Below are 23,273 nucleotides of genomic sequence, written 5' to 3'. Positions count from 1 at the left end.
ACACGATTTTTAAAGGATGATGTCAGGAGAGATGATGAGCGAGATAATTAACCTGTTTACCCGTCACAAAAGCGAACGCAGCTTCACCGATCAGCCGGTCGATGATGCCATTCTGGATCGCATAATCAGCACTGCTTATCGCGCGCCTACCTCCGTAAACTCACAGCAGGTTTCTCTGGTGGTGACACGCGATCCGGCTAAACGCCAGGCTATCTCGCAAATCGCGGGCGGCCAACCGTGGATCGCTAAAGCCCCTGTCTTTATCACTGTGGTGCTGGATATGCATAAATCACGGATGGCGATGGCCGCCGTAGGCAAAGAGCAAATTGCCCAGCAAAGCATTGAAAGTATTGTTTCTGGCTCGACGGATGTGGGTATTGCCCTGGGAAGCATCATGGCTGCAGCCCGTTCAGAAGGACTGGGCATTGTGCCGATTGGTGGTATCCGCCGCGATCCTGACGCCATGATCGAACTGCTTAACCTGCCAGAATATACCTTCCCGGTCGCAGGTGTGGTTATCGGCTATGTTGATCAACCCGCGTTTCAGAAGCCACGCCTGCCAATGCAGACTTTCCGTCATGAGGAAAGCTACCATACCGAAGGCCTGGAACAACAGATTGCCCACTATAACGCCGAGATGGTGCAGCACTGGAAAGATACAGGCCGCGCCGACGGCGAAAGCTGGAGTGACAGCGTGAGTGGCTATTACCAACACATCTATTTCCCCAAAGTCCTGCCCGCACTGCATAAGCAAGGCTTCGGTAGCGACAAGTAAGACACCACTGCCCGGTGCTAATCCGGGCAGCGGCACTGAATGGCGCGACGTTACAGACTAGCACCGTTTCGCCCTTCGTGTTTTGTCCGGTACAAGGCATCATCCGCACGCTTGATCAGTGATTCTGCATGCTCTGGCCCTTCACCAGCCTCCGTAGCCGCCACCCCCGCACTGAGCGTAACGCAACCCGTTGTGAGCCCCGTTGAGACATGAGGTATGGCCTGTTGTCTGACGGTCTCGACCACACTTAAGGCAACGGTCAGCGCATCCCGGGCCGACGTATCGGCCAACACAATCGCAAATTCCTCGCCGCCATAACGGGCCGCGATATCCGTGCGACGTTGGGCAAACGTTTTCAGTATCTGGGCGACCTGCTGTAAGCATTCGTCACCTGACACATGGCCTTAAGTATCGTTGTAGCGTTTAAAATAGTCGATATCGAAAAGGATCAGCGACACCGGCCCGCCGCTGCTGCGCGCATGGAGCAGGCTTTTTTTCAGGAATTGATCGAAATAGCGACGATTTGCCAGCCCTGTAAGCCCGTCCGCATTTGCCAGACTCTTCAGCGACTGATTCGCGGCGGTGAGCTCATCGCGAAGATGCGTCAGTTCAAGTTGATAACGCAGGCTGCGCCTGGCTTCATTCCGGATAAATATCCAGAGCAGAATAATGCCCACCAGCAATACAAGGCTCAGTAAAACCCCCTGCACGCGGCTTTGCATCCACTCTAAAAAAAGCCGTTTGGTATCAAATCCCGCGGTCACAACTACCGGATAACGGCTGGAGCTGACAAAACCAAATATTCGCTTTTCGCCATCCAGTTCGGCTTTCCACTGGCCGCTTCCGCGCTCGGCATTGGCTAATAACTGATGGAAAAGTGGACTGGAGGAGAGGTTTTTGCCGATATAGCTGTCTGGCAACGGGCGCGCATACAGCACCGTACTGTCTGCCAGCATAAGCACCAGTAAATCCTGCGGGCCGATAACAAAGTAATCGTAATAATGGCGGAAATAATCAATGCTAATCGTGGCGAGCAGCACACCTTTGAAGCCGCCATAGTCGTCATTAATCCGTAAGGATACCGGGATGACATAGCGTCCCGAGCTGCGGCTGCGGAGCGCCGGACCGACATGCACGCTGCTACGAAGATTATGTTGATGGAAAATAAAATACTCCCGGTCAGCATTGTTATTTCCTTTGGGCATCTCAGTAAGCGAACTGGCTATCCATCGCCCTTGTGAGTCAAAGTAAAACATGTCCTCCAGTTGAGGAAGACGACTTTGTAAGGTGCGCATGATGTTATTGACTTCCGCCACGTCAATATCCGTTCCGGGCTGGGACTGAATAACGCGCTGTACCTCGCGCAGAGAAAGTTCGATTTGCAAAAAGGTATCTTCTGCCTGACGGGCCTGTGCGACAGAGAGATCAATCGCACGCTCCTCGGTTGACCGGACGGTTCTCTGCCAGTCCATGTGCAGCGTCCAGGCATTAACCACAATCACGCCCAGCGTCAGTAAACTACAGGCCAGTGTTATGCTTCTGAGCAGCGGGGAAAGGCGCATCATTGCAGCATCTTTTTTACGACGTAATTCCATGCCGGTTTACCGTTTTTTCGCTATGGGATACCGCAACATATCAGAAATAACATGTTAACAATGACAACCACACAGGCCATTTCTGCCAACTGTGTTTAGTGTAGATGACGGTTACGCTTTCACGCGCATGCTGTGCATGTCAGCGAGAGGAAAGAGAATCTTCTCCGGCGGTGGAAGCATAATGCGGCAGGGCGAGTGAGCTGATTATCAGGTTTCCCCTCTGCCCTCAGAGACAGAGGGGAAGATGCCTTAACGTCGACGACGCCACCACCAAAACAGCCCCCCAATGACCACCAGCACGCCTGCGACCATCGCCCCCCGGACCAACGGCAGCAGCAGTGAAGGCTCACCGCCCTGACGCAATGCTTTCACGCGCGCCGGAGTGATGCGCACTGCACTGTTGCCGATGTCCTGCATCACGTAGTTCGTGACATCGGCAATTTGTGTGTCATTTAAGGTCTGGGCAAAACTGAGCATGCCCTGCCCTTTTGCAGGCCAGACACCGTCCAGTATGACCATCGCCACGTTATCCGCATTGGGTTTCTCCAGTACCGGATGTTTGGTTAAGGCAGGCAGGCCGTTAAGTCCCTGTCCTTCCAGGTTATGGCAGGATGCGCAGTTATTACGGTAAATCTGCTCGCCGTCCGTCATATCCGATAACATATCAGGTGTATCGTCCCCGGTGACGGGCGTCAGACCGACAGTGGGCTCCTCGCTGTCGGCATCGGCATCCGTGTCGTCTTCGTGATCGACTGCAGGCAACAGGTAGGTCGCGATAGCGGCCCGATCGTCCGGCGTCATCCGCGAAAAACTTTTGTCGATGGCTTCCAGCATCGGACCGGCCGCCGTTGCACCATTATCGGCGTGACCGCTGGCGAGATAGGCTGCCAGCGACTCGCGTGACCACTGATCGTCACTTTGTAACGCAGCAGACGTAATCGCTGGCGCATACCAGGTCCCGAGAGAAGCGCCCTGTAACGATTTATCCGACTCCTCCGCCATCAGGAAATTACGTGGCGTATGGCAGGTGCTGCAGTGAGTTAACCCTTCCACCAGATACGCGCCGCGATTCCATTCAGCAGACTGGCTGGGATCGGGAGTAAAAGGCTTGCCGTCAAGGAACAGAAGATTCCACGCCGCCATGCTGAAGCGGAGATTAAACGGAAACGGCAACGCCGTTTTTTCTGGCTGTGTATCATCTGCTTTTACACCGTACATAAAATAGGCATAAAGCGCGGAGATATCGCTGTCGTTAATCCGGGCATAGGCGGGATACGGCATGGCCGGATAAAGATGGCTGCCATCCGCGCGAATGCCCTTGCGTAAGGCATCGGCAAACTGCTTCTCACTGTAGTGACCAATGCCTGCCGTTTTTGAAGGCGTAATGTTGGTACTGAAGATGATCCCTAACGGGCTGCCAATCGCATGGCCACCGGTAAACGGTGCTTTGCCCTCTTCTGTATGGCAGGCCGCGCAGTCCCCGGCTACGGCAAGGTATTCTCCCCGCTTAATAAGATCGCCCTGGCTTTCGGCATGCGCAGTGGTCTGCATGAGGCTGAGCATAAGGGCAATCGGCGGCACCAGGCGCCTCAGTAACTTATCCATGCTGCGTCTCCTGCAAAATTTTATCAGCCGTGCGCAACGCAAGCGCCATGGCGGTCAGTGTGACATTACAGGTTCCGACCGTGGGCATCACGCCAGTGCCCACCATAAACAGGTTTTCATGATCGTGCGCCCGTCCCCAGGCATCCGTGACGCTGGTAGCGGGATCCAGGCCCATCGACAACGTGCCAGTAATATGTTGGCGATTAGAAAATTTGCCGCTTTTACTGTGGCGAATATTGGTCGCGCCCAGCTTTGCGGCAATCGCGTCATAACATTCACGGGTTTTCGCCGTGCCCTTTTGCACATACTCGTCCACATTCCAGTACAGTGCCGGGGTAGGCAGCCCAAGAGCATCTTTGTTACTGCTTAACGTGACGCGGTTGGTGGGATCCGGGAGCTGTTCCAGGGCATTCTTTATGCTGAGACGACGTGCCGCACGGAAGCGAATCTGTTCCTGAAGTTTTTTGCCAAAATAGCCTTCCTCCAGCACTTCTTTCGTCACCGCGGCGACCTGCGAGGCATTGGAAATATCCAGACGGAATGGCGCGTGTTCACGACGGAACTTACCGTCCCTGAACTGCCCGATTGAGCACGGGCTGACGGGGCCGCGTCCGGGCCAGATTTCTTCATCCACATCAAACGTGACGCCAATCGCGGGGTGATCGCAGAGGTTACGGCCCACAGTGTCCCGGGCATTGCCGATGCCCTGTGGGAATCTCTCGCTGGTGGACATCAGCAGCAGCTTAGGCGTTTCAATCGCATTGGCCGCCAGAACAAATGTCTGCGCCGTCACGCGATGGCGGGTTTTATTCCAGTCATAATAGTTTGCGGCCACAATCCGCCCCTGCGCATCGTGCTCAAGTTGATAAACGACAGCTTCAGTGATTACCTGTACGCCGCTGTCTTCCGCCTGCTGAGCGGCCAGGCCACCGTGATACTGCGCGTCAATGGGGCACACGGGCATGCAGTTATTGTTTCCACAGCAGGCCGGTCGGCCATCGTAACTTCGGCTGTTGCGGCCGGTACTGTCATCCAGTACGGTGAAGTCTGGCGCGAGTCGGGCCGTGACACGTTGCTGCAACCAGGAGGCTGGCACCCGTTCCATCGGAAACGGCTTACTGCGAGGCGAGCCGTTGTCCGGCGATCCGCCGACGCCAGCGATGACTTCGGCTTCATAGTAATAAGGTTCCAGATCCTGATAGCTAATCGGCCAGTCTTTTCCCACGCCATACAGCGAATGTTGCTGAAAATCATTCGGGACAAAGCGCCACAACTGAGCCGCCCAGTGCCAGCTGGTGCCGCCAAAAATACGAATATATTGCGCATTAAATGCCTGAGGCCCCAGTTGCTGCAGGTAATCATTGGGTTCTGGGGTATAGCGCGGTTGGGGTGCCATCGGTGAAAAGGGGTACGGTGACATAAAGTCAGACTTAAAGGCAGAACTGCGGAAGCGCTCCACCAGTTCTCCACGGCTGACCTTAGGTCCGGATTCAAGCAGGATAACGGACTTTCCGGCTTTCGCCAGACGCGTCGCCAGCAACGCGCCATTCACGCCTGCACCGATAACGACCACATCAGCCGAATTATTCTTCTTCATGGATAACATTACTCTTGAAAAGGGTCACGGTTGACTCGCCCAACTGCCACAGACGCCATAGGAGAAGCTCGGTGGAACCAGTTTGTCGTTAACGACCCGATTCGCAAGCGTGTTGATATAGGTGATATAGCGCGCATTTTTGCCTTTGCCGACAATGCCGGTATACCAGCTGCTCAGAATCGCCCCGGCCAGTCTGGCGCTCGCCGCCTCAGTTTCAGCAAACTGCAGGCGTGCCTGTTTTAACAGGTCGGGCTGATGCGTTAACAGGTTGCTGAGATGAAAAAGTGCCGCGCTGAAGTTTTTCTGCGTCTGACTGAACGCATCAAACAGCGCACTGCCTACCGTGTCATTGAGCTCGTTCTGTTGTGTCAGTTGCTGTGAAACCAGCATAAACACATCAAGGGCATCTGCCTGCATGTTCGGTTGCGCGGCGTTGAGAGGCGCCAAAGGGAACAGATGGCCGGTCGCACTGGCCACAGCGACAAGCCCAACCATCTTCAGCACGCGTCGGCGTGAATAGTGATTCATCATATTATCCAGTCAAAAAGCTGCCTTTCTCTGGCAGCAAATCCTTCTTTGGCATACGAATAGTGTGTTGCCAGAATGCATTGCGTCCTGGATGCTTTGCCTTACGTCATCGCTAAACTTGACGAAGTGATGACTGCGACGACCTGCTCTGATTAACTCTATCGACAAGCCAGCCACTGTCCTTTACGTTACGCATGCAAGAAATCTTTTTCCTGTTAGCGGCAAACCCAGCATGATGTTTTGTGATCCTTCAACAGCGCCTGGACAGCGTAGTCGTTAAACCAGATGGTTATTTGGGTTATGAATATATTAAATGGATAGTAAACAAATTTGATACGAAGCGGTACTGACCGTTGAGACGGGTGAGGTGTGTGAACCTGTTACGTCAGGCTGTCCTGCGCGTTGTGCCGGCGGCAAGCTGATCTCTTTTTCCAGTCGGTTATTTAGCCGGCCAGACAAGGCTTTATTTTTGTGTGAGAATCCCGGCAGGAAACATGCCAGGCTCAGCAAAATGATCGGGCAACCGACGCCCGTCCAGAACGCAATTGCCAGCAACACGATGGCGGCACCGCTGATGGGACGACGGATGTTATCAAGACAGGCAAATGCAGCTCAAAAAAGTCGACAAACTCACGTGACAGCGTCACACGGATAGCAATCGTTGAGGCATTACGCTTCGCGTTGCGCCACGACCACCGGCACCGCCAACTCTACATAGATCCGTGCAAAAATTCGGGTTTCCACGCTACGCCTTGCCGCACCGTTTCCCACATTGTAAAGGCCATTACCGCATGAAGCATGGCCTGGAGCGCATGTCCGGTGATAATGGCACTAATCGCGAACCCAGCTAACAGCGGGTAAAGCAAACAGGAGACATTTTCCGCCATGACCCGCAACAGGGTGAGAGTCAACTTTTTACTGTGACGTCGCCCCAGCGTTTTCAGGGTTGCAATGGCGGTATGTGGCGCGGTATTCGGTAGTATCGCTCTGGAAGAACGCATGATTTTCTTTTCGTAAACTGTTAAAACTGAGCGGTCGCTCAAGTACCAGCGCATCATAATTGCGTGATTGCTTAAAGTTAATTCAGGAGTCAGGATGCAAGCATCAACCCAATCCGCCGGGGAAACACTGAAAGAAAAAATTCTGGCGGGCGCCGTCGCGCTTTTTCTTGAAAAGGGGCTCGAAAAGGCCACCACACGCGAGCTCACCGCGACGCTGGGCATTTCACGCAGTCATATCTATCACTATTTTCCTGACTGGCACACGCTGACCTTAACGGCGCTGGAGCGCTTTATGCAGGGCGAACTCGACGACTTCGCCCGTGAACTGGCCGCGCTGGATCCTGAGCAGCAACTATACTGTTTAATCGAAGGACATATTCCTGATGCGGCGGATTCCGGCTGGCAACTTTATGCTTCAGTGTGGCAGATGGCTGGCCATCACGATGATTATGCCGGACTGGCCGATAAAATTACGGTCGGCTGGGATGCCCTGCTCTGTCGCATTCTTGAGGCTGGCGTCGCACAGGGATACTTTCGGATTGAGGATGTTGCGCGCAGCGCACGCCAGCTCAACGCCATGCTGAATGGCTATGCCGATCTGCTCAGTATTAAGTCTTCGCCTGAGAGAGTCGAGCAGGTGATGTCTGATATTCATCACTTTGTAAAACTGCTGCGTTAACCGTATCCGCAACAACAGCGTGGCGTTGACGCCCACCGACATTAAAGGAATGTTAAACAGAAGTTATAATTATATTTACTCTTATCCTTATATTGTTTCATCTCTATGGCGCACGTTTTACATTTTGATGGTTGATTAATCTCAAATTTTATCGCTTATCCGCACCGAAACGGTTGCTAACACACTTTATTTTTACTTAGTAAAACGCATGCGTGATCCGATAAGCGCGTGTTTTTTGGCACTTTATTGATTATCTGTTTTAAGAAAAGTTGCTTACTTAGTGACGAAATTAACGGTAAGCAACTGTTTTATATAACAAATGAATTAATAAAAAGACATAAAATTAATCATTGAGTCCTGTGTTAAAAAACAATATATTGGCCGCGTTTTTAACATGAGTTCTAAATTTTATTCACTTATCCAACTGCAGCGTGATGCCACGCCCGGTTGTAGGAGAGATATGATGACGGATAAAGTCCGTATTGATAGTTTGAATGCGAATACATTAAACGGTAACAATGAGTCTTATCTGGCCCGCCAGGCCGAGTTTGAATCAAATGTTCGAAGTTATCCGCGTAAATTGCCGTTAGCGATCGCAAAAGCTAATGGTGTCTGGATCACAGACGTTGAGAACAAACAGTATCTTGACTGTCTTGCCGGTGCCGGAACGCTTGCGTTGGGTCATAATCATCCTGACGTACTGCAAAGCATCCAAAATGTCATTACCAGCGGCTTGCCGTTACATACTCTCGATCTGACCACGCCATTAAAAGACGCGTTCTCAGAATATTTGCTCTCTCTGTTACCGGGTCAGGGCAAAGAGTACTGCCTGCAGTTCACTGGTCCTTCTGGTGCGGACGCAGTTGAAGCCGCGCTGAAACTGGCGAAAAAACACACGGGCCGTTCAGGCGTGATCAGCTTCTCCGGCGGTTATCATGGCATGACCCACGGTGCGCTTTCAGTGACAGGTAATCTGTCACCGAAAGAAGCCGTGGACGGCATGATGCCGGAAGTGCAGTTCATGCCTTATCCGCACCTTTACCGTTGCCCGCTGGGCATTGGCGGCGAAGCCGGTGTTAAAGCGCTGACCTACTACTTCGAAAACCTGATCAACGACGTTGAAAGTGGCGTACGTAAACCGGCTGCGGTCATCCTGGAAGCCGTTCAGGGTGAAGGCGGCGTCAATCCTGCGCCAGCAGAGTGGCTGCAACGTATCCGTAAAGTCACCCAGGAGCACGGCATTCTGCTGATTCTGGATGAGGTTCAGGCCGGATTTGCCCGTACCGGTAAATTCTTTGCCTTTGAACACGCCGGCATTGAACCCGACATTATCGTTATGTCAAAAGCCGTCGGTGGCGGTTTGCCATTAGCCGTACTGGGTATTAAAAAGCAATTTGATGCCTGGTCGCCTGGCCACCATACCGGTACATTCCGTGGCAACCAACTGGCCATGGCAACCGGTCTGACAACGTTGAAATTGCTGAAAGAAAACAACATCGCTGACAGCGTGGCAGAAAAAGGTGAGTGGCTGAAAGGCAAACTGGCCGAGCTGCAAAAACGTTATCCGGCGATTGGCAACGTCCGTGGTCTGGGTTTGATGATCGGTATCGAAATGGTCAAACCAAACGAAGCACAGGATCACATGGGCTGCTACCCGGCTGACGGCGATCTGTCTGCGCTGGTGCAGAAAAAATGCTTCGAAAATGGTCTGATTCTGGAGCGTGGCGGCCGCCACGGCAGCGTATTACGTCTGCTGCCTTCTCTGCTGATCAACCATGATGAGCTTCAGGTTTTCCTGGATAAGTTTGAAAACGCCCTGCTTGCCGCAGGCGTCGAAGCAGTTTAAGTGGAGTAAGTTCGATGTCACGGTCAAATCCTATTCTGGCGTCCTCGGTGCAAAGCACCGAGGCTTATCAGCAGGCTATCGCTCAAAGCAGCGCGGCCGTTGTTAAGTGGCTGGAACAGCCTGAAATGTATCAGGGCAAAACGGTTGCAGAACTCCGCGAACGCATCAAGCTGGACTTTAATCCAGAAGGCCTGGGTAACCAGGCCGCCATTGAGCGCGCGATTGAGTATTTCCTGAAAGACAGCCTGTCTGTTCATCATCCACAGTGTGTTGCGCATTTACATTGCCCAAGTCTGGTTATCAGCCAGGCCGCTGAAGTACTGATCAACGCAACGAACCAGAGTATGGACTCGTGGGATCAGGCACCTTCTGCCACGCTTATCGAAATGAAGCTGATCGAGTGGTTGCGCGAGCAGGTTGGTTATCAGGCGGGTGATGCAGGCGTCTTTACCAGTGGCGGCACGCAGAGCAATCTGATGGGGCTGATGCTGGCACGCGATGCCTTCTTTGCCCGTCAGGGTCATTCCGTGCAGCAGGACGGCCTGACTGGCGATCTGAAAAAAATCAAAGTTTTCTGTTCGGAAAACGCGCACTTCTCAGTGCAGAAAAATATGGCCCTGCTCGGCTTAGGCTACCAGTCGGTCACGTTGGTGAAATGCGACGAGTTTGCGCGCATGGATATGACGGACCTGGCTCAGAAACTGGCACAGGCCAAAGCCAACAACGAGCAGGTGCTGGCGATTGTCGCGACGGCGGGCACAACGGATGCCGGTGCTATCGATCCGTTACGTGAGATTGTCAGGCTGGCGGCTGAGCAGCACATCTGGGTTCACGTTGATGCGGCCTGGGGCGGCGCGCTGCTGCTGTCCGAGAAATATCGTCACTACCTGGATGGTCTGGAGCTGGTGGATTCCGTTACGCTGGATTTCCATAAACAATTCTTCCAGACAATCAGCTGTGGCGCTTTCCTGTTAAAAGAAGCCCGTCACTATGAGCTGATGCGCTATCAGGCCGCTTACCTGAACTCTGAATTTGATGAGGCACAGGGCGTACCGAACCTGGTATCAAAATCTCTGCAAACCACGCGCCGTTTCGATGCGCTGAAGCTGTGGATGGGACTGGAAGCGCTGGGCCAGAAACAGTATGCCGAAATTATCGATCACGGCGTCACGCTGGCACAGCAGGTTGCGCAGTTTATTGAACAGCAGGATGCGCTGGAGCTGGTGATGAAACCTCAGCTGGCGAGCGTCCTGTTCCGTTATCGCCCACATCAGTCCGCGGGCTGGAGCGATGCTGACATTGCGCTGTTCAACCAGCGAATCGGCGATGCATTGCTGGAATCCGGCCGGGCCAATGTCGGCGTGACCGAGCATAACGGTATGACCTGCCTGAAAATGACGTTGTTGAACCCAACGGTGACCCTGGAGGACATTACTGTCCTGCTGGCACTCCTGGAGAAAACAGCACAGTCATTACTGTAAGCCTTTCTTATTCTGCCTGACTCAGGCCGGTAATTTTTACCGGCCTTATTTATTTGTGAAGACTGTCCGCAAGGCTTAGCGTGCCGGTGGACAATGTCGCCCTACCGCGCCCCTGACTGAACTGACTTGCGCCACGCAGCATCGTGCTGCAGGATAAGACTTTTACAGCATTTACCGGAAAGACTATGACCGCTCACGTCTCTAACGATCCCCTGCACGGTATTACACTTGAAATGCAGGTCAACAGCCTGGTGGCACGATATGGCTGGGCTGAACTGAGCAAGCGTATCAATATCAACTGTTTTAAAAACGATCCCAGTGTGAAGTCCAGCCTGAAGTTTCTTCGCCGGACGCCCTGGGCGCGTGCTGAAGTGGAAGCCCTGTACCTGGCTTCACGGGATGGCGCGCAACCGGATTCCGCACCGTCATCCGATGAAGATCCGTGGTCCAGTTGGCGCCGTGATAAAACCTGATGAAGATTGCGCGCACGCTTCAGACGTAAAAAAGCCCGCGTCATCACTGACGCGGGCTTTTTCAGATTATGGCATTACAGCGCCATATCGTGCTTCGCTGGTTCAGGTGTTTTATCACTTTTCGCCGCGGGAGCTTCAGCAGGCTTAGTGCCCATGTTAATAACCGGTGGCTTCGTCAGCTGCAGCGTTGCAGCCGTTTCATCCCATACCTGCTGGGTCAGTGCAGGATTGTCGTTCAGTTTCTGACCGTAAGCAGGAACAATTTTACGGATTTTTTCCTGCCATTCCGCAGACTTGAATTGCTCCGGGAACAGTTTCTGCATAACGTTAATCGCAATAGGTGCAGCGGTTGATGCGCCTGGCGATGCGCCCAGCAGTGCAGCAACGGTTTTCTGCTGATCGGTCACGATTTCTGTACCGAGTTTCAGCACGCCACCTTTCTCTGCATCTTTCTTGATGATCTGTACACGTTGACCGGCCTGGATCAGCGTCCAGTCTTCTTTCTTCGCATCAGGATAATATTCTCTCAGCGCAGCAAAGCGGTCATCATCGCTCAACATGACCTGACCAATCAGGTATTTCACCAGATCGAAGTTATCCAGGCCCACATGGGTCATTGGCATAAAGTTGTGAGTCGTCGTCGAGCTCAGCAAGTCAAACAGCGAACCGTTTTTCAGGAACTTGGTTGAGAACGTGGCGAAAGGTCCAAACAACACGACACGTTTGCCATCGAAGTAGCGTGTATCAAGATGTGGAACGGACATCGGTGGCGCACCCACAGAAGCCTGACCGTAAACTTTGGCTAAATGACGCTCAGCAATCTGCGGGTTTTTGGTGACCAGGAATGAGCCGCCAACCGGGAAACCTGCATAATTATCCGCTTCGGGAATGCCGGTTTTTTGCAGTAACTTCAGCGCACCGCCGCCCGCGCCGATGAACACATATTTTGCGTCTACCGTGCGTTCGCCGCCATTTTTGGCATCTTTGATGGTCACGTGCCAGGAGTTATCGCTGTTACGTTTGAAGTCAGTGACTTCAGAAGACGTTTCCAGACGGAAATTATCATGTTTCTTCAGGCTACCAATCAACTGACGGGTAATTTCACCGTAGTTAACGTCGGTCCCGACAGGCGTCCAGGTTGCCGCCACTTTTTGTTGAGGGTCACGACCTTCCATCACCAGAGGTGCCCACTGCGCAATCTGTTTGTGATCGGTGGAGAACTGCATACCCTGGAACAGGACGGTTTTCTGCAACGCCGCGTAGCGCTTAGTCAGATAATCCACATTATCGCCCCATACAAAACTCATATGCGGCGTAGAGTTGATAAATGAACGCGGGTTATTTAACACGCCGTCTTTCACCTGAGAACTCCAGAACTGGCGGGAGATCATAAAGGCTTCGTTAATTTCCAGCGCTTTGGTCACGTCAATAGAACCATCAGCACGCTCAGGCGTGTAGTTCAGTTCCATATTGGCGGAGTGGCCGGTACCGGCATTATTCCAGCCATTCGAGGATTCAAGTGCCACACCATCAAGCTTCTCAACCATGATCTGTTTCCAGCCCGGTTGTAGCTCTTCCAGCAGGGTGCCCAGAGAAGCACTCATGATACCGCCGCCGATCAGCAGAACGTCTGTTTTTTCTGGTGAATTTTCAGCATGGGTGACTGAAGAAACGAGTAACGCTGCAAGCGAAAGTGCAGGTACGAATTTAGTTGATTTAATCATTCGGAATCTACAATTAACGTGGAGAAGTAGTTAAAAAAAGTCCCGAAAGTTTAAAATATTGTTATTGCGTAGTTAATGTGAAAATAGTTAAAAAATTAAAAGCTTCTTTATTTCGATTAATTTAGTTACAAAAGGTTAACTTCATTATCGATATATTTTAACCACACAATAAAGGGGCGTTTTGCAATATACAATGCCCTAAGGCAAATATTTTCAGCGCGCGGTGATGAGAAATGATGCGACAGCTTTTACTCGCAGGAAGGCTAAAACACAAAGAGGAAAGCGCGCCGTTCCAGATAAGATATTACGGATAGTGAGTCTCTCAACGGTGATAAAAGCGGCTCTTTATCACTGACCGGTCAAGGGGATCCTCAGTGACGGATCTGCGCCAGATCATCCGCATTAAGACCCGTCATTTTCATTACCGTCTCGTTATCCAGGCCGTTTTGCAGCATAGTACGGGCAATTTTCAGGGTAGCTTCACGTTCCCCTTCAGAACGACCCGCTTCACGTCCCAGCTGAATGCCCTTTTCGATACCTTTCTCCATGCCCTTTTCGATGCCTTTTTGTTCGAGCTGCTGCGCGATGGTCATTAGTTCGTCTCCATGTTGCGGCACACGTTGTGCCAGTTCTCTGACCAGGGCTTCGGCATCCGAAGTTTCCCCTGTCTGCACAATGTAGTGTATCAATGATATGACTTGTGATGAAGAAAGATAGCCTGCCAGCAATACCGGGACAAGCGTATCCATCAGCTCCGCAAAATCACGCTGATGGATATGCTTCTGGAGCAGTGTCAGCGCGGCCATACTGCGATGACCCGCAATTTCTTCATCAGGAATCACGGTGACATCCACCAGCGGGAAGGGTTCGGCATAGAGTCGGGCAGCCAGTACGGGATCGCTGAATGCATCGAGCCAACGGGTCGAGTAGGGATAGGGACTACGTTTCCCGGTATAGAAGAGGACAGGAATCACCAGCGGCAGACTTTTGTGGCCGGCTTCAAGGTGACGTTGCATGGCCGCCACCGCGTACCGCAGTAATCTGAAAGCCATCAGTTTATCCGGGGAGGACTGATGTTCGATCAGTACATGGATATAGCCCTCCTCGTCTCGTGTCGTTTTCAGACTGTAGAGAACATCACTGAAATACTGGCGAAGGTCGTCTTCCACAAAAGAGCCGGATTCCAGTTTCAATGTATTCAGATCACAAATAGCGCGTAATTCGGCGGGAAGATGCAATTCCATAAAGTCACGTGCAATCTCGGGCTGCGAGAGAAATTGTCGAAACGTTGCATCGTGAGGCATTGGCGTGCCGTTCTTCTTCTTCATCAACCCTGACTCCAGAATAACAAGCTGACATTTCATTGTGGCAATAAGAGGCCTCTGGGGGATAAGCACGGAAAACACGCGCAATGACGCACGATAGCTTTACTTTTGGGTAGCAGCATTGACCTGAATCAGTCCTGCCTGTGTGGTGAGTTTTTTTAAACTGATGATCGCTGGCCATGAAACTGTACTGGTGGTACGACTTCGCGTATGTTGCATCGCGAACCTTACTATTGCTGATACTCACTATGAATGACTCCCGGCCCCACCGTTCGTCTAAAAAACGCCCCATGAAACTCAGCACGCTCTCGTCTCTGATGATGGCTGCTGTGTTGATGACCGTCTTGTTAAGCGTACATCTGCTTTACTATGTGCAGATTGATAACTTCACACGTGCGCATGTGAAAGATAAGGCCCTGGCCGTGGCGCGAACGCTGGCTGACAGCCCGGAAATCCAGCAGGCGCTGACCCAGCCTGATGGCAGCAAAATCATTCAGCCTATCGCCCAGACAACGCGTAAACGTAATGATTTGCTGTTTGTCGTGGTAACAGATATGCGCGGTATTCGGTTTTCGCATCCGAATCCTGATGTGGTTAACCAACATTTTGTCGGTGAGGATATTAACCCTGCTTTACAGGGTCATGAGAACGTTGCGGTTAATCATGGCGTTCTGGTCGAAGCACTCCGAGTGTTTACACCCGTGTTTAATGCCAGACATCAGCAAATCGGCGTTGTGGCTATTGGCATCTCAGTGAATGACGTTGCCGCGCAAGTCACAAAAAGCCGCTGGAATATCTTCTGGACGGTATTATTAGGCGCGTTGGTCGGCATGCTGGGCATTTTCATATTAGTAAAACGCCTGAAGCACATTTTGCTGGGGTTAGAGCCATACGAAATCTCCAGTTTGTTTGAAGAGCGTCAGGCTATCCTGGATTCGATTAAGGAAGGCGTCATTGCCGTCGACGATCAGTCCCGCGTCAGCCTGATCAATCAGGCAGCGTCACAATTATTGAAAGAGACGACGCGTGAAGCCTTTCTGAGTGGCGATCGCGTACCGGAAAATGCGCAAATGCTGACCCATCTGCGTGATGCGTTGCATGATGGCAAAGCCGCATATGATGAAGAACTTAATGTGCGCGGCAAGATACTGATCAGCAACACCGTACCCGTGCGCAGTCGCAGCAGTATCATTGGCGCGGTGAGCACCTTCAGGGACAAGACAGAGATCAGTCAGCTAATGCAGCGTCTCGACGGCATGGTAAACTATGTGGATGCGCTGCGTGAACGTTCCCATGAATTCATGAACAAACTGCACGTGATTCTTGGGCTGCTGCACATGAAAAACTATGCGCAGATGGAAGAGTACATCCTTAAAACGGCCAATAACTACCAGACCGAAATCGGTTCGCTGTTGCAGAAGATTAAATCACCGGTCATTGCGGGTTTCCTGTTAAGCAAAATTAATCGTGTGACGGATGAAGGCCATCAGCTAATCCTGAGCGAAGCCAGCTACCTGCCAGACAGCGGCAGTGAACAGCAAATTGCCGCATTAATAACGGTGCTGGGTAACCTGATCGAAAACGCCCTTGAGGCGCTTGACCCGGATATGGACGGTGAAATTCACGTCATGCTGCACTACCAAAACGGCTGGTTGTCATGTGAGGTCAGCGACGATGGTCCCGGCATTCCTGCCGATCAGCTGGCAACCATTTTCGAACGTGGCGTTTCCACCAAAGGTGAAGATCGTGGCGTTGGACTGTTTTTACTCAAGCAACAAACGGAAAGTCTGGGCGGTAACGTCAGCGTCGAATCCGAGCCAGGCGTGTACACGCAGTTTTTAGTACAGCTTCCGTGGGAAAGAGGAAATATTAACGAATGATCAATGTGTTAGTTGTAGACGATGATGCCATGGTGGCCGAGCTGAACCGATGCTACATCGGTCAGATAGACGGTTTTACCTGTTGTGGCACTGCGTCCACGTTACTGCAAGCCAAAGAACGCCTGTTGCAGACCGATCCGGCCGTTGATCTTATTTTGCTGGATATCTATATGCAGCAGGAAAACGGACTGGATTTGCTGCCGGAGCTGCGCAGCGCCGGTCGTCCGATTGACGTGATTATCATCTCGTCAGCAGCGGATGCGGCAACCATCAAAACCTCGCTGAATTATGGTGTTGTGGATTACCTGATTAAACCGTTTCAGTTTTCGCGCTTTGAAGAAGCATTGACCGGCTGGCGACAAAAAAAACGGCTCATGGATAATCATCAGTTTTATCAACAATCTGATGTCGACCAGTTGCTGCACGGCAACCCGGCGAACGCCAACGAGACAAAACGTCTGCCTAAAGGACTGACACCGCAAACACTGCGTACGCTTTGCCTGTGGATTGATGCGCATCCCGGAACGGAATTTTCCACCGATGAGCTGGCAACGGAGGTCAATATTTCTCGTGTATCTTGCCGCAAATACCTGATTTGGCTGGCGCAAAGCAATATTTTATTTACGAGCATTCATTACGGTGTGACAGGTCGTCCGGTTTATCGTTACCGTCTCCAGCCTGAGTATCACGCACTTTTACGTCAGTACTGCCAGTGATGTAGCGGAAGCTGTGATCCAGCAATGTAAAATCAAAGTGACGTTGTGACGAGCAGATGATGCGTTTGTCGCGCGTCACGAAGATAGCCTCTATGCCGGGATAGGCTTTCAGATAGTCGCTCCCCTTTTCAATGCCCATGCCATAGATCAGCGTGGTAAAAATATCCCCATCAATTGAGTGATCTGAAACGATGGTTACGCTGAGTAGCGCGTTATCCAGCGGATAGCCGGTATGCCTGTCCAGGATATGGTGGTAGCAGACCCCTTCCTGTTCAAAGTAACGTTCGTAAATCCCGGAAGTCACTACGGATTTATTCGTTACGTTAATCACCCCAAGCAGCGCGTCCGAAGCGGCAAAGGGTTTTTTTAAACCAATTGCCCAGCCTTCCTGCGGTGCATCAGGCGGCGCGCCGAGCGTTTGCACATTGCCGCCAAGATTGATGAGCGCGCTGTCCACACCATGCTCATGTAAAAATGCCTGCACCCGATCGGCAATATAGCCCTTGGCAATCGCACCCAGATCAATCTCCATGCCCGCTTGCTTCAGAAAGACCGAACGGTTCGCCGCATCAAGTTCAATGTTCTCAGGATGGGTTAAAGCGAGTTTTGCCTGTATCTCTGCCCGCGCCGGCACGCTTTTCCCCTGAAAGCCGATCTTCCAGCATTTGACCAGCGGTCCGATGGCCAGATTAAAACTACTTTCAGGCAGCAGGCTGACCGCAAGTGCACGCTCGATTAGCGTAAACACGGGCTGGCTGACGCTGACGGGACGCTGACCGGCCGCATGATTAATCGCCATCACTTCGGAGTGCTCGCGATTGACGGTAAGCACATTCTCATACTGTTTGATCAAGCGAAAAACCTGACCTGCCAGCGCCTCATTATGCTCATACAGCTTAAGCAGAATGGGCGAGCCCATCAGGACGGCGGAATAGGCGTACACGTGTGAATCAGTTTGCATAAGCGACAGGACTCGGGGAGAAAGAAGAACCGGCATCCGATGTTATACGGATGCCGGATATCACGGCTTAGCGTTTGGCAAAAGCCGCTGCGTTTGCGCCAGCAAGAATACCAAAGATGATGATATCGGCAACCGCGTTTCCACCGATACGGTTTGCACCGTGGATACCACCGACGACCTCACCACAAGCCCAGGCACCGTTAATAACCTGCTTATTGGTGTCCAGTACTGCAGTCGCCGTGTTGATAGTCACGCCGCCCATTGTGTGATGGACGCCGGGCGCGATGCGAATGGCATAGAAAGGCCCTTCGCTTAACGGATGACGCAGCGCGGTTTGACGGCCAAAATCCTCGTCTTTCTGTTTAATCACAAAACCGTTGTAGCGTTGCAGTGTCTCTTCCAGCGTACGGTGTTCCATATTCAGCTTAACCGCCAGCTCCGCTACGCTCGGGGCGCTGATCACAAAGCCTTTCGCAATATATTCATCAGCGGCCTTGTTGTTCATACGGACCTGCTCGTCAAAGATAATCCAGGCACTTTTTTCTGGCAGCGCAATAATCTGCGCCGAAACTTTATCGCGAGTTTCCATTTCGTTGTAGAAGCGCTGGCCTGCCTGGCTGACCAGGATCGCCCCGCCACCGCGAATCGATTCTGAGACCAGGTAAGATGTCGTCTGCTCGACTGTCGGGTGAATCTGAATCTCGCCCATATCGACTGTATCCGCCCCAATTTTTTGCAGCATTGCAATGCCTGCACCGGTAGCGCCTTTATGGTTGGTGGTGACAAAACCATCCAGTTCCGGGCGATATTTCACCACCATTTCCCGGTTAGCACTGAAACCGCCTGTCGCCACAATCACGCTTTTTGCGTTCAGAATACGGCTGTCATTGTATTCATCCACCACCTTCACGCCGCTGACCGCGCCATTTTCAAACAGGATCTCTTCAACTGCGGTTTCAAGCAGCACGTCGATATTACGGCTGTTGATATTTTTCACCAGACCACTAATCAGGAAGCCGCCGACAGCGGAGCGGTCTGCAGGGCGATGCGTACGGTCGATACTCATACCGCCTGTGATAGTGATATCGTTAAGCTCAATGCCGTGATCTGCCAGCCAGTCGATGGCTTCCGGCGCTAAGTCAACAAACTCACGCAACAGCGCGGGATTATTTTTAAATTTACCGCCTTTGAGGGTTTCTTCATAAAACAGCTCCTTGCTGTCCTGAATCCCTTTCAGCTTCTGAAAACGCGTTTCTGCGGCGTTCATCCCGACAGAGGCTTTAATGGTGTTGCCGCCAATGGTCGGCATCTTCTCAATGACCACCACTTTAGCGCCTTCATCGTGGGCCTGAATGGCGGCGGCCAGCCCTGCACCACCACTGCCAACAACCACAACGTCATACTGCTGTGGCGCGTTGGGATTGCCGCCCTCTTCAATGACGTGTGCTTTGTTCGATGTGGTCATTGCGCGTGAGACCGCTTTTTTCAGCGCTTCACTCTGTGTCGTCGCACCGGTAATCGCGTCAACATGTGGGCTGTTTGCCACCAGAATACGATTACGCAGACTTTCAAACGTGGTGGTGAAGTCCACATCCAGCGTGTCATCAGGAACCAGGGAAATATCGGTAATACGATCGGTATCCAGCGTAACGTTGATTTTCAGCTTCAGTGCTTCAGCCTCAACTTTCTCCTGATAAACGCCCGCTTTGTATTTACGACCGGTTTCGCTCATGTCACGAATCATGGCGTCAACCAGTGAGAAACGCCACAGAGGCTCGGGGATGAGTAAAGCTTCACGTTTGTTGCTGTCGATATAGAGTTCAAGGTGCTCGTTATTGATGATGCGGTCAGTCCAGTCTGGATAAGCGATGCAGGCTTTACCGACGGCGACCAGGTCATAGCCTTTTTCCAGTGCCTTTTCTGCATCCTCTTTGTTAACCACGCCGCCGACACCTATTACCGGGACCTTCGCCAGGGTTTCTGACCGCATGGCAATAAACTTCTCAATAAGCGGTGTAGGATCGGTGGTATCCACGATGGATGGGCGCATCAACTGCCCGACAGAGAAGTGCACATAATCCAGGCCCCGTGCTGCAAGTTTCTCCAGTAAGTACATTGTGTCGTCAAAGCGGATGCCGGGCACTTCGAGTTCTTCAGGCGAAAAACGATAACCGATGATGAACGAGTTATGCGCAAAGCGCTCGGCCATCTTATGCGTGATATCCAGCACTTCCAGCGGGAAGCGGGCGCGGTTATCACGACTGCCGCCCCATTTGTCTTCACGCTGATTTGAGTTAGGTGAGTAGAATTGCTGAATAAGATAGGTGTTAGCGCCATGGATTTCTACGCCATCGAAACCCGCTTTGATGGCGCGGTTAACGGCATCACCAAATTTGGTGATCATGGTATCCACTTCTTCTGCCGTTAAGGCGCGGGGCGTCGTTGCCCCTTCACGGGGTGCCGCAATTGCGCTGGGCGCGATAGGGGTTTTACCGCCAATCAGTTCAGGCTCAACCATGCGTCCGCCGTGATAGATTTGAAGAATCGCGGTGGATCCTTTTTCCTTGATGGCGTCAGCGATGCGTTTTAAGCCGGGTATTTTGTTGTCGCTGTCGATGGCGATCGCACCCGGAAAAGCCGGGCCTTTTGGATCGATAAAGCAGCACTCAACAATCACTGTTCCGATACTGCCCGCACGTGCACGGTAATATTCAACCAACTCGCTGGTCACCGTACCATCATAAAATCCGGTACAGGTTGTCATTGGTGCCATGATCAGACGATTTTTTAAAACTGCACCACGCGGCAAGGTGAGGGGATTAAGAATTGGGGTGAGTGTATTCATTGCGATTAACTCCAAAATATCAAAAACCGGGAATTCTTTCTGGACGTTTTTAATTTAATTTAAGTGGTCCGATGTCATGCTTCTAATATATCAGTTAATTTAGTTTCATAAGATATAATTTTAATTATTTAACTTTTAAATATCTTTAGACTTTTTGTTTTATTGGAGTGATTTCGTGATGTATGGTTATTGTTAATCAATAGTTACCAAAAAGCAATAGTGAAACAGCAGTAAAATAAACACAATAAAAACAATAATTTAAAATTAACGCTCTGTGTTTTTTCTTCCTGATGTGGTTGCAAAAAGTATTCAATGCTATCTTACTCACCTGTTCCTCATTGATTATCGTTTAATTTGTTAAAACATAAAAAATACAATTTAACTTGTTTGATCCAGATCAAAATTTTATTTTCCAGAAGTCGCATCATATTCACATGGTTTCTTAAATTTTCTGCATCGCACGAGTAGAAACGTTAAAAGAATATAAAACACCACGGGTTATTCTTATAATGTAGAATAAATAAAATGTCTTGAAGAATTCGCCGGGGCGTTAATCGTATTATCCTTAACTCGTAGAAAAACACTATGAAAACACTCTCAAACATGAAAGAGCCCCCTAAAGCAGCCCCTGCAGCTGCGGGCAAAAAAAATAAAGCACTGATGCTAGCCCTGCCTGTCATCGTCGCAGTGCTTTTATTACTTGTCCCCGTACCGTCCGGTCTTGAACCCTATGCATGGCATTTCTTCGCCATCTTTGTTGGGGTGATTGTAGGCTTGATTTTTGAGCCGCTGCCCGGTGCCGTAATTGGTCTGACAGGCGTCGTCGTCATCGCCCTCTTCAGTCAGTTTTTGCTTTTTAGCCCGACAGAACTGGCCAATCCGACATTTAAACTGGCAACGGAGTCCTTTAAATGGGCCGTCAGCGGCTTTGGTAATTCAACCGTGTGGCTGATCTTTGGCGCATTCATGTTTGCTGCTGGCTACGATAAAACGCAGTTTGGTCGTCGTCTGGCCCTGATTCTGGTGAAATATCTGGGCCGCCGCAGCTTAACATTAGGTTATGCCATCACTTTTGCTGACCTGCTTTTAGCACCCTTTACTCCGTCTAACACCGCGCGCAGTGGCGGTACCATCTACCCGATTATCGCCAACCTGCCACCGCTGTATGGCTCTAAACCCAACGATCCCAGCGCGCGCAAAATCGGATCCTACTTAATGTGGGTTGCCATCACGGCGGCCTGTATTACCAGCTCCATGTTCCTGTCTGCACTGGCGCCGAATCTGTTAGCCCTTGCTTTAGTCAAAAGCGTCATTGGCTTCGATATTTCCTGGGGAATGTGGTTTCTTGCCTTTATTCCTTTAGGTCTGCTGCTGATTCTGACCATGCCGCTGCTGGCTTACTGGTTCTATCCACCTGAAGTCAAAGTGAATGATGAGGTGCCACGCTGGGCGATGGCAGAGCTTGAAAAACTGGGTAAACTGACCCGCAATGAAATCCTGTTACTGGTGTTTGTGGTCTGTGCGCTGTTGATGTGGATTTTTGCTACTGCCTGGATCGAACCGGCCATGGCGGCACTGTTAGTCATCATCCTGATGCTGTGGACTGGTGTGCTTAACTGGAATGATATCACCAGCAACAAAGCGGCCTGGAACACTTTTGCCTGGTTTGCCACGCTGGTAGCCCTGGCTGACGGTCTGGCCAGAGTGGGCTTTATCGCCTGGCTGGGTAAAGAAGGAGGAATATTACTGCAAGGCTATGATCCACAGATCTCGGCGGTCGTGTTGTTAATTGCCTTTTTCCTGCTGCATTACCTGTTCGCCAGTACCACCGCGCACACAACGGCGTTACTGCCTGCCATGTTGACGATTGCCGCCTCGATTCCTGGCATCAATATGCCCGTGTTCTGTCTGATGCTGTGTACCTCTCTGGGCGTGATGGGCATCATCACACCTTACGGTACAGGTCCAAGCCCTATTTATTACGGCAGCGGCTACTTACCCACTAAGGATTACTGGCGACTGGGAACTATCTTCGGCGCTATCTTCCTGATTGCAATGATGCTGATTGCTTATCCCTGGATGGTGTGGATGTTCTGACCGCGCCCTGTGCAATCCAGCGCGTCATACGATAACATGCCATTACTTGCCAGCCTGCGCTTACGGCTGGCAAGCATAATAAACAACGAATTCGCCTGTGATGTTGCTCCTGTCAGCCTGTCTCAAAAGGAGCCAGCACGTCATT

Annotated in this window: 15 protein-coding genes and 2 pseudogenes; 8 read left to right on the top strand and 9 right to left on the bottom strand. The window is 51.4% G+C overall.

What is annotated here, in order from left to right; all coding sequences use genetic code 11:
- The first annotated feature begins 34 nt into the window (after positions 1–34).
- Positions 35–775, top strand: coding sequence for a nitroreductase family protein (locus G5574_RS22570; RefSeq protein WP_054687887.1), 741 nt, complete (start codon positions 35–37; stop codon positions 773–775).
- Between the two features lie 50 nt (positions 776–825).
- Here G5574_RS22570 and G5574_RS22565 read toward each other — a convergent pair.
- From G5574_RS22565 to G5574_RS22545, 5 genes and pseudogenes are all read right to left on the bottom strand, one after another.
- Positions 826–2,370, bottom strand: a pseudogene (locus G5574_RS22565) (sensor domain-containing diguanylate cyclase).
- 249 nt (positions 2,371–2,619) lie between these two features.
- Positions 2,620–3,975 carry a cytochrome c gene (locus tag G5574_RS22560; protein WP_164483349.1) on the bottom strand — a complete coding sequence of 452 codons (1,356 nt, stop codon included), beginning with the start codon at positions 3,973–3,975 and terminating at the stop codon, positions 2,620–2,622.
- Positions 3,968–5,572 (bottom strand): GMC family oxidoreductase, encoded by a 1,605-nt coding sequence (locus G5574_RS22555; protein ID WP_164483348.1) that lies wholly within the window; start codon positions 5,570–5,572, stop codon positions 3,968–3,970. Before G5574_RS22555 ends, G5574_RS22560 begins: the two co-directional genes overlap by 8 nt.
- A gap of 24 nt (positions 5,573–5,596) precedes the next feature.
- On the bottom strand, positions 5,597–6,100 hold the full coding sequence (locus G5574_RS22550) for a sugar dehydrogenase complex small subunit (protein WP_164483388.1): 504 nt from the start codon (positions 6,098–6,100) through the stop codon (positions 5,597–5,599).
- Between the two features lie 420 nt (positions 6,101–6,520).
- Positions 6,521–7,101 (bottom strand): annotated as a pseudogene (locus G5574_RS22545) (ABC transporter six-transmembrane domain-containing protein); the annotation flags it as partial.
- A 94-nt stretch (positions 7,102–7,195) separates the two neighbouring features.
- Here G5574_RS22545 and G5574_RS22540 point away from each other — a divergent pair.
- The 4 genes from G5574_RS22540 (at position 7,196) to G5574_RS22525 (ending at position 11,580) form a co-directional block, all read left to right on the top strand.
- Positions 7,196–7,780 carry a TetR/AcrR family transcriptional regulator gene (locus G5574_RS22540; protein ID WP_164483347.1) on the top strand — a complete coding sequence of 195 codons (585 nt, stop codon included), beginning with the start codon at positions 7,196–7,198 and terminating at the stop codon, positions 7,778–7,780.
- 463 nt (positions 7,781–8,243) lie between these two features.
- Positions 8,244–9,626, top strand: a complete 1,383-nt coding sequence (locus G5574_RS22535; protein WP_039339318.1) for a diaminobutyrate--2-oxoglutarate transaminase — start codon at positions 8,244–8,246, stop codon at positions 9,624–9,626.
- Positions 9,627–9,640: 14 nt separating this feature from the next.
- Positions 9,641–11,107 (top strand): pyridoxal phosphate-dependent decarboxylase family protein, encoded by a 1,467-nt coding sequence (locus G5574_RS22530; protein WP_006122076.1) that lies wholly within the window; start codon positions 9,641–9,643, stop codon positions 11,105–11,107.
- 185 nt (positions 11,108–11,292) lie between these two features.
- The gene (locus tag G5574_RS22525) at positions 11,293–11,580 is read left to right on the top strand and encodes a VF530 family protein (RefSeq protein WP_164483346.1); all 288 of its coding nucleotides are present in this window, start codon (positions 11,293–11,295) and stop codon (positions 11,578–11,580) included.
- A gap of 74 nt (positions 11,581–11,654) precedes the next feature.
- Here the strand turns inward: G5574_RS22525 and mqo are convergent, their stop codons facing one another.
- Positions 11,655–13,304: a malate dehydrogenase (quinone) gene (gene mqo, locus G5574_RS22520; RefSeq protein WP_006122074.1), complete on the bottom strand. Its 1,650-nt coding sequence runs from the start codon at positions 13,302–13,304 to the stop codon at positions 11,655–11,657.
- A gap of 371 nt (positions 13,305–13,675) precedes the next feature.
- On the bottom strand, positions 13,676–14,632 hold the full coding sequence (locus G5574_RS22515) for an Rpn family recombination-promoting nuclease/putative transposase (RefSeq protein ID WP_033742282.1): 957 nt from the start codon (positions 14,630–14,632) through the stop codon (positions 13,676–13,678).
- 245 nt (positions 14,633–14,877) lie between these two features.
- On the opposite strand from G5574_RS22515, the gene G5574_RS22510 reads away from it, so the two are divergent.
- Both G5574_RS22510 and dcuR read left to right on the top strand, forming a co-directional pair.
- On the top strand, positions 14,878–16,509 hold the full coding sequence (locus G5574_RS22510; protein ID WP_164483387.1) for a sensor histidine kinase: 1,632 nt from the start codon (positions 14,878–14,880) through the stop codon (positions 16,507–16,509).
- Complete coding sequence (dcuR, locus tag G5574_RS22505) at positions 16,506–17,225, top strand: two-component system response regulator DcuR (protein WP_006122071.1); 720 nt, start codon at positions 16,506–16,508, stop codon at positions 17,223–17,225. The genes G5574_RS22510 and dcuR overlap by 4 nt, the downstream gene beginning before the upstream one ends.
- On the opposite strand, the gene G5574_RS22500 is transcribed toward dcuR, so the two are convergent.
- Both G5574_RS22500 and G5574_RS22495 read right to left on the bottom strand, forming a co-directional pair.
- Positions 17,131–18,186: an FAD:protein FMN transferase gene (locus tag G5574_RS22500; RefSeq protein WP_133745722.1), complete on the bottom strand. Its 1,056-nt coding sequence runs from the start codon at positions 18,184–18,186 to the stop codon at positions 17,131–17,133. The genes dcuR and G5574_RS22500 overlap by 95 nt on opposite strands.
- A 67-nt stretch (positions 18,187–18,253) precedes the next feature.
- Positions 18,254–21,031, bottom strand: coding sequence for a flavocytochrome c (locus G5574_RS22495; protein ID WP_164483345.1), 2,778 nt, complete (start codon positions 21,029–21,031; stop codon positions 18,254–18,256).
- 585 nt (positions 21,032–21,616) lie between these two features.
- Between G5574_RS22495 and G5574_RS22490 the strand changes: the two genes are divergently transcribed.
- On the top strand, positions 21,617–23,128 hold the full coding sequence (locus G5574_RS22490; RefSeq protein WP_039339314.1) for a DASS family sodium-coupled anion symporter: 1,512 nt from the start codon (positions 21,617–21,619) through the stop codon (positions 23,126–23,128).
- The last annotated feature ends 145 nt before the right edge of the window (positions 23,129–23,273 follow it).

The organism is Pantoea stewartii, assembly GCF_011044475.1.
Taxonomy (GTDB): Bacteria; Pseudomonadota; Gammaproteobacteria; order Enterobacterales; family Enterobacteriaceae; genus Pantoea; species Pantoea stewartii.
The sequence above is the reverse complement of the archived record's forward strand: the minus strand, read 5'-3'. Positions and strand labels throughout refer to the sequence as shown.